The sequence below is a fragment of the Robiginitalea sp. genome, assembly GCF_982776155.1.
Window position 1 is genome coordinate 87,062 of sequence record NZ_CEXZKX010000005.1, and the last position, 11,954, is coordinate 99,015.

Genomic DNA, 11,954 nt, shown 5'->3' on the forward strand with positions numbered 1-11,954 from the left:
TTGTCTGCTGTGTAACCCTGGTGTAAATTAAAAAAAATTATCCATGCAGCCCGATTACCACATGGATAATTTCAATTCGATTGATTGAATATCATGTACCTACTTGGCCTCCTCGATGTAGCTAATAGCCTGGCCTACAGTAGCAATATTTTCTGCTTGATCGTCAGGGATCTGGATATCAAATTCCTTTTCAAATTCCATTATCAACTCTACCGTATCCAAGGAATCCGCCCCCAGGTCGTTGGTAAAGCTTGCTTCAGCAACCACCTCATTTTCGTCAACACCCAGCTTATCAACAATGATAGCTTTTACTCTTGATGCAATGTCTGACATATTGTTTGGTTTTAAATTTAAATTGTTGGCAAAAATATAAAACTTTGGATTAAATACCTTAAATCCCGATAAAATGTACTCCAAATTAGCGATAAATCCAATAGCTATAGTACTTTTATCGCAAATTCCAGGCGCTGAATACAACATCCCCAATGCCTAAAAACATCATTTTATTTGCCTCGGGTTCAGGCTCCAACGCAGAGAATCTTACGAAATATTTCGAACGCGACCCCCGGGTCCGGATCCGGGCCGTGCTGGGCAACAACCTGCAGGCCGGGGTGGTTGAAAGGTGTAAGCGCCTGGGGCTCCCGTTCTACGGTTTTAACCGGGCCGCCTTTGAGGATCCCGGCGGGTTCGTGGGGGTGCTGCGCTCCTTTGACCCGGACCTGATTGTACTCGCGGGCTTTTTGTGGAAGGTCCCGGGGGAGGTTGTCCGGGCATTCCCCGACGCCATCATCAATATCCATCCGGCCCTGCTGCCTGCCTACGGGGGCAAGGGGATGTACGGGATGCATGTGCATCGGGCCGTGGTGCAGGACGGGGCGAAGCGCACCGGCATTACCGTGCATTACGTCAACGAGGCCTATGACGAGGGGGCTGTCATCATGCAGCGGGAGATCCCGGTTACCTCCGGGGATACTCCGGAATCGGTAGCCGAAAAAGTGCATGCGCTCGAATACGAGTACTTCCCAAAGGCCGTCGAATCTGTGTTATTTCCAGGCCATGGCTGAGAAAAATAAGTTCTACGTGGTATGGAAAGGCAAGAAACCCGGGGTCTATACGAGCTGGGAGGCCTGTAAAAAACAAATCCAGGGGGAAAAGGGAGCCCAGTATATGGGGTTCCCTTCCCGCGGGCAGGCCGAAATGGCTTACCGCGCCGGATACCGGGAAGCCGTTGCCAGGAAGAAACGGGCCAAAGGCGTTTCTCCGGAACAACTGGCCCGGGTTGGCCGGCCCAACCTGAATTCGATTTCCGTGGACGCCGCCTCCAGCGGCAATCCCGGGGTCATGGAGTACCAGGGGGTGGATACCCGGACGGGGAAGCGCCTGTTCCACCAGGGCCCCTTCCGGCAGGGCACCAATAACATCGGGGAATTCCTGGCCATCGTCCACGCCCTGGCCTACCTCAAGAAACAGGGCAGCAACCGCATCATCTATTCGGATTCGCGGACGGCGATGAGCTGGGTGCGAAAGAAAAAATGCAATACGAAACTGGAGGAAACCGAAACCAACCGGGACCTCTTCGACATGGTCCGTCGCGCGGTGCACTGGCTGGAGACCAACTCCTACGAGACCCCTGTGGTAAAATGGGAAACCCGTGCCTGGGGGGAAATCCCCGCCGACTTCGGGCGGAAATAGCCCCTTTTTCCCGGATTCGCCCCGGCTTCCCGAGATTCCCCCGCCCCCCGGGGAGCTGTCGCGCCCCAAAAGCGTATATTTGCAGCAAAATTGCACAGACACCCTATGGGGAAATTATTGATCGTGGGTTCAGTGGCATTCGACGCCATCGAAACCCCCTTCGGAAAAACGGATAAAATACTCGGGGGGGCCGCCCCCTTTATCGGCCTGGCCGCCTCCCACTACCGTGCGGACAGCGCCATCGTCTCCGTGGTCGGGGAGGATTTCCCGGCCAGCTACCTGGACCTGCTGCGCGAGCGGGGCATCGACGTCAGCGGCATTGAAGTGGTGCCCGGCGGCAAAACCTTTTTCTGGAGCGGCCGGTACCACAACGACCTGAACATGCGGGATACCCTGGTTACCGAACTGAACGTGATGGCGGATTTCCAACCCGTGGTCCCGGAAGCCTACCGGGATGCGGATATCGTTATGCTGGGCAACCTGCACCCGGACATTCAGCTGAGCGTCATCGGCCAGATGGATTCCCGGCCGAAGCTCACCGTGCTCGACACGATGAATTACTGGATGGACAACACCTTGGATACCCTGCTGCAAGTCATTGGGAAGGTAGATGTCATCACCATCAACGACGAGGAGGCCCGCCAGCTCAGCGGGGAGTATTCCCTGGTAAAGGCAGCCGAGGCCATCCACGAAATGGGACCGCGCTACGTGGTGATCAAAAAAGGGGAAAACGGCGCGTTGCTCTTTAACGACAGCCGGATCTTTTTTGCCCCGGCCCTGCCCCTGGAGGAGATCTTTGACCCGACGGGTGCAGGCGACACCTTTGCCGGAGGCTTTACCGGGTACCTGGCACAGACACAAAACATCTCCTTCAACAACCTGCGCAACGCGGTGATCCACGGATCCAACCTGGCGTCGTTCTGCGTGGAGCGTTTTGGCACGGAACGGCTGATCCAACTCCGGCCACAGGACATCGACCAAAGGCTGGAGCGGTTCAGGGAACTGACCCAGTTTGATATAGAAGTTAAATAATGGCCCGGTATGCGGGCTTTTATTAATTTTGCGAGCATATGAGTGACGCCATCAAGCACGAATGCGGGATTTCCCTCATTCGCCTCCTCAAACCCCTGGAATACTACCAGGAAAAATACGGCTCGGCCTTTTATGGGGTAAATAAAATGTACCTCATGATGGAGAAGCAGCACAACCGCGGGCAGGACGGGGCGGGCTTCGCCAGCATCAAACTCGACATGCGCCCCGGGGAGCGCTATATGAGCCGCGTACGGTCCAATGCGTCCCAGCCCATCCAGGATATCTTCGACCAGATCAACGCCCGGATCAATACCTCCCTAAAGGAGCACCCGGAAGCCGTCAATGACGTCGCGTGGCAGAAACGGAACATCCCCTACGTGGGCGAACTGCTCCTGGGCCATGTGCGATACGGAACTTTTGGGAAGAACAGCATCGAAAGCGTCCACCCGTTCCTCCGGCAGAACAACTGGATGCACCGGAACCTGATCGTCGCCGGCAATTTCAACATGACCAACGTCAACGAACTGTTCGACAACCTGGTGCAACTCGGGCAGCACCCCAAGGAACTGGCCGACACGGTTACCGTTATGGAGAAGATCGGGCATTTTCTGGACGATGCGGTGGCAAAGATCTACAAGCAGATCAAGAAGGAGGGATACACCAAGATGGAAGCTTCGCCCATGATTGCCGAACGCCTGAAGGTGTCCAAGATATTGCGGAAGTCCTCCAAGAACTGGGACGGCGGCTATGCGATGGCCGGGCTGCTAGGCCACGGCGACGCCTTTGTCCTGAGGGACCCTTCCGGGATCCGTCCCGTCTACCATTATGCCGACGACGAAGTGGTGGTGGTTGCATCCGAACGGCCGGCCATCCAGACGGTTTTCAACACGGCCTATGAGGAGGTTCAGGAACTGCCGCCGGGCCACGCCATCATCGTCAAAAAAGACGGGGATGTACGCATCCGGCAGATCCAGGAACCCCGGGAGCGAAAAGCCTGTTCCTTTGAACGCATCTATTTTTCAAGGGGCAACGACAAAGAAATCTACCAGGAGCGGAAGGAACTCGGGAAACTCCTCTTTCCGCAGATCCTCGAAGCCATTGACCACGACATCAAGCACACGGTTTTCTCATATATCCCGAATACAGCGGAAACCTCCTTCCTGGGGATGCTCCGGGAGGCCCAGAATTACCTGAACAAGAAAAAAGAGGAACAAATCCTCGCCCTGGGCCCCGATATCACCAGCGAGGAGCTGCACAACATCCTGGAGGTGCGCCCGCGCATTGAGAAAGTGGCCATCAAAGATGCCAAACTCCGGACCTTTATTACCCAGGACAGCAGCCGGGACGATCTGGTGGCCCACGTATACGATATTTCCTATGGCTCCGTGAACAAGGGCGACTACCTGGCAATAATCGACGACAGCATCGTGCGGGGGACCACCCTGAAAAAGAGCATCCTGCGGATCCTCGATAGGCTGGGACCCCGAAAAATTATCGTGATATCCTCCGCCCCGCAGATCCGTTACCCGGATTGTTACGGTATCGACATGGCCAAACTCGAGGACTTCATCGCCTTCAGGGCTGCCCTGGAGCTGCACCGGGAAAGGGGAAGCATGGACGTCGTGGACAGCATCTACGAAAAATGCAAGGAGCAACTGGCCAATCCGGAACGGGAAGCCGTTAACCATGTCAAGGAATTCTACGCCCCGTTCAGGACTCAGGAATTATCCGACAAGATTGCCGAATTGCTCAGCCCTCCCGAGATCCGGGCGGAAGTTCAGATCATCTACCAGACCATCAGCAACCTGCACAAAGCCTGCCCGGACAACCTGGGCGATTGGTATTTTACCGGAGACTACCCGACCCCCGGCGGCAACCGGGTGGTAAACCAGGCATTCGTCAATTTCCACGAGGGAAAAAACCAGCGCGCTTACTAAAAAACGCCCCCGGCGGTAAAAGGAAAAAATCGATGAAATGCACAATTTTGTGCATTTCATCGATAATATGTGCAGAATATCGGGTTTTTCCGATTCCGGCAGGGAACCCCTGTACTTTAGGATTGCCATAGCATAAGTAGGTTAAGTTCATGGTAAGATTTGGGGCAAAAAAGGTGGATTCTTATCCACCTTTTTTATTTTCCCCAACCGCCTCCCGGGGGTACCTCCTGGGAGAAAGTTCGCACGATGTCCAAGGCGTGCATACCTCCCTCGTAAGAAGCTACAACCCGGCGTGCATTTCAACGGTTTTAAGCGGCGTTCATCCGAATGATTTTTGCATGGAAAACCCATGGCTTACATTCGTAGGACCATAGCATAAGTAGGTTAAGTTCATGGTAAGATTTGGGGAAAAAGGCAAGGGTAACACCTTGCCTTTTTTATATTGATGTACAGCCATTTACCCTTCCACACCCCGAATTTCGAGGCAAAAGAGCACGGCCGCCGGCTGGATAAGCCTTAAATATTTACCAATTTTCTTTGTTATTTCTCTTTATCCCAGTAATTTAGTACTTGCCATAGCATAAGTAGGTTAAGTTTATGGTAAGATTTGGGATGAAAAGGGTGGAGTTTCTCTGCCCTTTTCTGTTTCCCGTCCGCACCCGTTTTCCTCCCTGTATATCCCTCGCATATTTTCACCGTATTTCGCGATAAGCCATAAAAAAACCCCGGCATAATACCGGGGCTCAGTCACTTGACGGGGACCTTATTTATGTGCGGCAAAATTTTCAGACACCTTGCTCCAGTTGATCAGGTTGAAAAATGCCTCGATGTAGTCGGGGCGCCGGTTCTGGTAATTCAGGTAGTAGGCGTGCTCCCAGACGTCGATGCCCAAAATGGGGTAACCGCCGCATCCCACACCGGGCATGAGGGGATTATCCTGATTGGGGCTGGAGCAAACCTCCACTTTACCTCCCGGGTGGACGCACAGCCAGGCCCATCCCGACCCGAACCGGGTAGCTGCCGCATTGCTGAACGCCTCTTTGAACTTATCGAATGACCCAAAAGCGTCGTCGATGGCCGAGGCGAGGTCGCCCGAAGGCTTTCCGCCACCATCCGGGGAGAGGATTTCCCAAAACAGGGAGTGGTTGAAGTAGCCGCCGCCGTTATTGCGGACGGCTCCGTTGCCCATGTCCAGGTTTTTGAGAATGTCCTCGATGGACTTCCCGTCCAGGTCGGTTCCTTCGATGGCGTTGTTTAATTTGGTCGTATAACCGTTGTGGTGTTTCGTATGGTGGATTTCCATGGTACGCGCGTCGATATGCGGTTCGAGCGCATCGTACGCATAGGGTAAATTCGGAAGTTGAAATGCCATATGTGTTCAGGTTTAATGTTAAAACTAGTTGTCTACCAAAACTAAGGATTTTAACAAACACTTTCCGCTAATTATTTGTTAAGAACCTCACGGTATTGCTTATTTTGCAGGGTATGACGCCACCAGGGGAAGCATTCCGGATATACAGTGCCTCGGCCGGGTCCGGCAAGACCTATACGCTTACCCGGGAATACCTGAAGCTGTTGCTTTCCGGCCAGGGCGGGCAACCCTTCCGGGAGATCCTCGCCATCACTTTCACCAATAAAGCGGTAGGGGAATTAAAAAACCGCATCCTCGACAGCCTGGAAGCCTTTGCGGGCGTCCGGGACGAAGCCGGCCGGCCTGCCTTGTTCCGGGACCTCCAGGACGAATTGGGGACCGACCGGGAAACGCTCGCCCGACGATCCGGGCGGGTGCTGCAGGAAATCCTGCACAATTACGCCTTCTTCGACGTGTCCACCATCGACCGGTTCAACCACCGCATCCTCCGGACTTTTGCCCGCGACCTGCAACTGCCGGCCAATTTTGAAGTCGTCCTGGATACGGATGCGCTGCTGGAACAGGCCGTGGAAAACCTGATCCTGCAGGCTGGGGAAGCGCCGGCACTCACCCGCGTACTGATCGACTACGCCCTTGAAAAATCCGCCGACGACCGCAGTTGGGATATCGCCAGGGACCTGGCCGATACGGGCAAGTTGCTCTTCAACGAAAACCATCGGGAATACCTGGGTGCCTTCCGCGGAAAGGAAATGGCGGATTTTGTCCGGCTCCGGGAAAGCCTGGCCGCCATGCGGGACGAATGCGAAGCCGACCTCCTCCGGACTACCTCCGAAATCCTCCGCGTTATTGAAAACAACGAGCTGGAACGCCTGGACTTCTCCCGGGGTTATTTCCCGGATTTTATCCGCAAGGTCAACGCCGGGGATTTTGACCAGAATTTCGACGCAGCGTGGAAGCGGGAATTTGCCGAAAAGCCCCTTTACAGCAAAAAGACGCCGGAGGACACAAAAGCATTGCTGGACGGGCTGCACCCGGAATTTGCCCGGCAGTTCGAAACCATCCGTTTGCGAATCTACCAGCGCGCCTTCCTGAGCAATGCTTATCAGAATAGCGCGCCGTTTACGGTCCTGGGGTTGCTGCAACTGGAACTGCAGCGGATACAGGAGGCGGACAGCCTGCTTCCCGTGGCGCGGTTTAACAGCATCATCGCCGAGGAACTGGCCGGCCAGCCCGCTCCCTACATATACGAACGGTTGGGCGAAAAATACCGACACTACTTTATCGATGAATTTCAGGACACCTCGGAACTGCAGTGGAAAAACCTGGTTCCGCTAATCGGGAATGCCCTGGAAGGGGAAGACCAGCAGGGCCGGCACGGCTCGCTGGTTCTCGTCGGGGACGTTAAACAAGCCATCTACCGGTGGCGCGGCGGTAAAGCCGAACAGTTTCTGGGCCTGATACAGGGCCCCGGCAACCCGTTCTCCATCGACCCTACCCGGGCACCGCTTGAAAAAAACTTCAGGAGCTCCCAAACCATCGTAGACTTCAACAACGACTTTTTCTCGGTCCTCAGTTCCCGGCTCAGCAATGAGGCCTACAGCCGGTTGTTCCTCGATGGCAATCGCCAACTGGCGCATTCCCGTCAACCCGGGTGGGTGGAGATTCAATTCCAGGACCCCGACGCAGCAGACAGCGAAACGGCTTACCTGGACCGAACGGTTGAAATCCTGGAGCGCCTCAGGGGGGAGGGGTACCGGCTGGGCGACATCTGCGTCCTGACCCGGAGGCGGAAGGACGGGGTAGCGCTATCCGACCGGTTGCTGGCCGAAGGCATTCCGGTTATCTCCTCGGAAACCCTGTTGCTCGCCAACCATCCGACGGTCCGGTTCCTGGTAGATTTGCTCCGCCTCCTGCAGGACCCGTCCGACCCGAACCACGCCTATGGCGTACTTTCCTTCCTGGCCCCCGCCGGGGCAGGCACGCATGCGTGGATCCGCAACCACCTCGGGGATACCGGGGAATTGCTGGTGCAGGAATGGTCTTTTGACCCGGGGGTCATGCGGCTGAAGCCCGCCTATGATATTTTGGAGGAGGCCATCCGCAACTTCCGCCTGGGGGGAGCTGCCGACGCCTACCTGTTTGCACTCCTGGAACACGCCCTGGATGCCTCCCGAAACGGGGATGTCTCCCCGGGGACCTTCCTGGAATACTGGGACAGCAAAAAAGACAAACTGAGTATCGCAGCCCCCGAAAACCCGGATGCCCTCCGCCTGATGACCATCCACAGTGCCAAGGGTCTCGAGTTCCCGGTGGTCATCTTCCCGTTCGCGGATTCGCAGATTTACGGGGGAAAGAACCCGAAGCTCTGGCTCCCGGTGGACCCGGAGAGTTTCTGCGGGTTCTCCTACCTGCAAATCAGTTCCCGCAAGGAGGTGGAGCACTATGGGGCGGCGGCGGCAGCATGCTACCGGGAGGAGCGGGAAAAACTGGAGCTCGACGCCTTCAATGTCCTCTACGTGGCCCATACGCGGGCCATCCACGCCCTGTTTGTCCTGACCGGGAAAGCGCCCGATGGGGAAACCCGCGAACCCGCCCGTTACACCGACCTGTATGCCAGCTATCTCCGCGCTACCGGAAAATGGGAGGACGCCACCTGTACCTACACCTTCGGATCCCCGGCCCCGGCCCCGGGACACCGCGAATTTCCGGTACGCAGTCCCTTACCCCTGGGATATTCTTCAAGGGATGCCGGGCGCCTCCGGGTCGTCACGCGGTCCGGCCGGCTTTGGGACAGCGCCCAGGAAGCTGCTGCAGCCTACGGGAATACGCTCCACCTGGCCCTGAGCCTGATCCGTACGGCAGCGGACCTGCCCGGGGTGATCCCGCGGCTTGTCGGGGAGGGGTTGCTGCCGGCAGAGGAAAAGGAGTCCCTGGCCAGGCTGCTGGAACAAGTGGTCCGCCACCCGGAGCTCGCCCCGTATTTTGAGGAAGGGGCAGAGATTTACAACGAAAGGGACATCATTCTCCGAAATAAGGTAATTTTGCGCCCGGACCGGTTGGTAATTCAAGAGGGAAGGGCAGTAATCATCGATTACAAAACCGCCCGGCCTGCCCCCGGACACCGGGACCAGCTGCGGGGCTACGCCTCCGCCATCGAAGAAATGGGGCTGAAAATCGACCGGGCACTGCTGGTCTACATCACAGACAAAGGAATCCAAACAGAAACCCTTTAACTATGTACGGGAAAATACAAGAACACCTGAAAAACGAACTGGAGGACATCCGCCAGGCGGGGCTATTTAAGGAAGAGCGCGTCATCACAAGTGCCCAAGGGCCTGTGATCCGGATTTCCACGGGGCAGGAAGTGCTGAATTTCTGCGCCAACAACTACCTGGGCCTCTCCGCCCACCCGGAAGTGGTCCGCGCCGCCAAGGATACGCTCGACAGCCACGGGTTCGGGATGTCTTCCGTCCGCTTTATCTGCGGCACCCAGGACATCCACAAAAAACTGGAACAGACCATTGCGGATTTTTACGGAACCGAGGATACCATATTATATGCGGCGGCCTTCGACGCCAACGGCGGGGTATTCGAACCGCTGCTCGGGCCTGAGGATGCCATCATTTCCGATTCGCTGAACCACGCCTCGATCATCGACGGGGTACGCCTCTGCAAGGCCATGCGGTACCGGTATGCCAATGCGGATATGGCCTCCCTGGAGGAACAGCTCCAAAAGGCCCAGGAGGACGGGGCCCGGTTCAAGGTCATCGTCACCGACGGGGTCTTCTCCATGGACGGCCTGCTGGCCCCCCTGGACGAGATCTGCGACCTGGCCGAAAAATACGATGCCCTGGTGATGATCGACGAATGCCATGCCACCGGCTTTATCGGGGAGACCGGCATCGGCACCCTGGAGGAAAAAGGGGTGCTCGGCCGCATCGACATCATCACCGGCACCCTGGGCAAGGCGCTGGGGGGCGCCATGGGCGGGTACACCACCGGGAAAAAGGAAATAATCGAAATGCTCCGGCAGCGGTCCCGGCCGTATCTGTTTTCCAACAGCCTCGCACCGGCCATCGTCGGCGCCTCCATCAAGGTGTTCGAACTGTTGTCCCGGGACGATTCCCTGAAAAAAACCCTGGACCGGAATACCGCGTATTTCAAAAAAGGGATGAAGGCGCTCGGGTTTGATATCATCGACGGGGAGTCCGCCATCGTCCCGGTGATGCTTTACGACGCGAAACTGTCCCAGGAAATGGCCGAAAGACTGCTGGAAAAAGGCATCTATGTGATCGGGTTTTTCTATCCCGTGGTGCCCAAGGGGAAGGCCCGGATTCGGGTCCAGTTATCCGCTGCACACGAGCTCGAACACCTCGACAGGGCCATCATGGCATTCAAGGAAGTGGGCAGAGATCTCGGGGTCATCTGAACCCTGTAAAGACAGGCGATTTGGGACGAAAAAAATGGGAATATGATTTTGTTAATAAACTTTAACAACTTACATTTGCCTCTAATAAACACTTAAACTTAAAAATTTGAACATGAAACAGCTTAGCAGATTATTGGTTGTTGGCCTACTCGTTTTAGGGTTTAACAACATACAAGCACAGGATGAGAATAATCCCTGGCAAATAAGCTTCGGTGTGAACGCCATTGACGTTTACCCCACCAACGATTCAGATGCCGCTTACCCGACGGGATCCCTTTTCAGTGAGTACTTCAACGCGAACGACCACTGGAACATCCTGCCTTCCATCTCTTATGTTCATGTATCGAAATATATCGGTGATGGATTTGCAGTAGGTGTCCGTGGATCGCTGAACCGCATCTCCAAGCTCGGGGATGTTTCTGCCGACGATCTTTCGCACTATGCTGTAGATGGTACCATCAAGTACAATATTCTGAAAAATACCAAGATCGATCCTTTCGTTGAAGTAGGTGGTGGTTACACCTGGGTTGACGAAATCGGAGCCGGTACGGTTAATGGAGGTATCGGAGTGAACTACTGGTTTACCGACTTTATCGGTCTGACCCTCCAGACACAATACAAGCACGCCTTCGAAGATTACGGCGTGAAGCACTTCCAGCACCTGGCCGGTGTCTCTATTCGCTTTGGCGGAACCGACACGGACGGTGACGGTATCTACGACAAAGACGATGCCTGCCCCGAAGTTGCCGGACTGGAAGCCTTTAACGGTTGCCCGGATTCTGACGGAGACGGAATCGAAGATGCCAAGGATGCCTGCCCGAACGAGGCCGGATCCATGGAGATGAACGGATGCCCGGATGCTGACGGAGACGGTGTTGCCGACAAGGACGATGCCTGCCCGAACGAAGCTGGTCTGCCGGCTCTTTCCGGATGCCCCGATGCTGACGGAGACGGCGTTGCCGACAAGGACGATGAGTGTCCTTCTGAAGCAGGTCCTGCTGAAAACAACGGATGCCCCTGGCCGGATACTGACGGCGACGGTGTCCTCGACAAAGACGACGAGTGCCCGGATACTGCCGGAACTGTAGCCAACAACGGCTGCCCGGAAGTAACTGAAGAAGTACAGGCCCAGCTTAACGAGTACGCCCGTACGATCCTCTTCGACACCGGAAAAGCTTCTCTGAAGCCCGAGTCCACCCGCGTATTCGTAGACATTATCCGGATCCTGGATCAGTACCCGAACAGCCGCTTCACCGTTGAAGGTCACACCGACAGCGTGGGCAGCAACTCACTGAACCAGAAACTCTCCGAAGAGCGCGCCAACTCTGTACGCGACTTCCTGATCAACGAAGGCATCGATGCCTCTCGCCTGGAAGCTGTAGGTTACGGTGAAGAGCGCCCGATCGCCACCAACAACACCCGTGCCGGTCGTACGCAGAACCGTCGGGTTGAGATCAACCTCATCAAGGAGTAAGTTTTATATAACCGATAA

At 55.7% G+C, this 11,954-nt stretch carries 9 protein-coding genes; 7 read left to right on the plus strand and 2 right to left on the minus strand.

Annotated features, from left to right (window positions below; all coding sequences use genetic code 11):
• Positions 1–99 precede the first annotated feature (99 nt).
• Positions 100–333 (minus strand): acyl carrier protein, encoded by a 234-nt coding sequence (locus AC3DKS_RS09980; protein ID WP_009778413.1) that lies wholly within the window; start codon positions 331–333, stop codon positions 100–102.
• Positions 334–485: 152 nt separating this feature from the next.
• Between AC3DKS_RS09980 and purN the strand changes: the two genes are divergently transcribed.
• The 4 genes from purN (at position 486) to AC3DKS_RS10000 (ending at position 4,661) form a co-directional block, all read left to right on the plus strand.
• On the plus strand, positions 486–1,064 hold the full coding sequence (gene purN / locus AC3DKS_RS09985) for a phosphoribosylglycinamide formyltransferase (RefSeq protein ID WP_272606988.1): 579 nt from the start codon (positions 486–488) through the stop codon (positions 1,062–1,064).
• A complete protein-coding gene (locus AC3DKS_RS09990) occupies positions 1,057–1,692 on the plus strand; it encodes a ribonuclease H family protein (RefSeq protein ID WP_272606987.1) in 636 nt (211 codons plus the stop codon). The genes purN and AC3DKS_RS09990 overlap by 8 nt, the downstream gene beginning before the upstream one ends.
• A gap of 105 nt (positions 1,693–1,797) precedes the next feature.
• Positions 1,798–2,724 (plus strand): PfkB family carbohydrate kinase, encoded by a 927-nt coding sequence (locus tag AC3DKS_RS09995; protein WP_015753489.1) that lies wholly within the window; start codon positions 1,798–1,800, stop codon positions 2,722–2,724.
• Positions 2,725–2,762: 38 nt separating this feature from the next.
• Entirely contained in the window at positions 2,763–4,661 is a 1,899-nt protein-coding gene (locus AC3DKS_RS10000) for an amidophosphoribosyltransferase (protein WP_015753488.1), read from the plus strand.
• Between the two features lie 763 nt (positions 4,662–5,424).
• Here the strand turns inward: AC3DKS_RS10000 and AC3DKS_RS10005 are convergent.
• Positions 5,425–6,033, minus strand: coding sequence for a superoxide dismutase (locus tag AC3DKS_RS10005; protein ID WP_041326975.1), 609 nt, complete (start codon positions 6,031–6,033; stop codon positions 5,425–5,427).
• A gap of 113 nt (positions 6,034–6,146) precedes the next feature.
• Between AC3DKS_RS10005 and AC3DKS_RS10010 the strand changes: the two genes are divergently transcribed.
• The 3 genes from AC3DKS_RS10010 to AC3DKS_RS10020 all read left to right on the plus strand — a co-directional run bounded on the left by AC3DKS_RS10010 (position 6,147) and on the right by AC3DKS_RS10020 (position 11,936).
• On the plus strand, positions 6,147–9,266 hold the full coding sequence (locus AC3DKS_RS10010; RefSeq protein WP_272606986.1) for a UvrD-helicase domain-containing protein: 3,120 nt from the start codon (positions 6,147–6,149) through the stop codon (positions 9,264–9,266).
• Between the two features lie 2 nt (positions 9,267–9,268).
• On the plus strand, positions 9,269–10,462 hold the full coding sequence (gene kbl, locus AC3DKS_RS10015; protein ID WP_272606985.1) for a glycine C-acetyltransferase: 1,194 nt from the start codon (positions 9,269–9,271) through the stop codon (positions 10,460–10,462).
• 112 nt (positions 10,463–10,574) lie between these two features.
• On the plus strand, positions 10,575–11,936 hold the full coding sequence (locus AC3DKS_RS10020) for an OmpA family protein (protein WP_041326974.1): 1,362 nt from the start codon (positions 10,575–10,577) through the stop codon (positions 11,934–11,936).
• Positions 11,937–11,954: the final 18 nt, after the last annotated feature.

What these genes read in the sequence shown, in the direction of transcription:
- AC3DKS_RS10000 (WP_015753488.1), top strand. Translation starts at nt 2,763, where the DNA reads ATGAGTGACGCCATCAAGCACGAATGCGGGATTTCCCTCATTCGCCTC.
- AC3DKS_RS10020 (WP_041326974.1), top strand. Translation starts at nt 10,575, where the DNA reads ATGAAACAGCTTAGCAGATTATTGGTTGTTGGCCTACTCGTTTTAGGG.
- AC3DKS_RS09995 (WP_015753489.1), top strand. Translation starts at nt 1,798, where the DNA reads ATGGGGAAATTATTGATCGTGGGTTCAGTGGCATTCGACGCCATCGAA.
- AC3DKS_RS09990 (WP_272606987.1), top strand. Translation starts at nt 1,057, where the DNA reads ATGGCTGAGAAAAATAAGTTCTACGTGGTATGGAAAGGCAAGAAACCC.
- AC3DKS_RS10005 (WP_041326975.1), bottom strand. Translation starts at nt 6,033, where the DNA reads ATGGCATTTCAACTTCCGAATTTACCCTATGCGTACGATGCGCTCGAA.
- AC3DKS_RS10010 (WP_272606986.1), top strand. Translation starts at nt 6,147, where the DNA reads ATGACGCCACCAGGGGAAGCATTCCGGATATACAGTGCCTCGGCCGGG.
- AC3DKS_RS09980 (WP_009778413.1), bottom strand. Translation starts at nt 333, where the DNA reads ATGTCAGACATTGCATCAAGAGTAAAAGCTATCATTGTTGATAAGCTG.
- purN (WP_272606988.1), top strand. Translation starts at nt 486, where the DNA reads ATGCCTAAAAACATCATTTTATTTGCCTCGGGTTCAGGCTCCAACGCA.
- kbl (WP_272606985.1), top strand. Translation starts at nt 9,269, where the DNA reads ATGTACGGGAAAATACAAGAACACCTGAAAAACGAACTGGAGGACATC.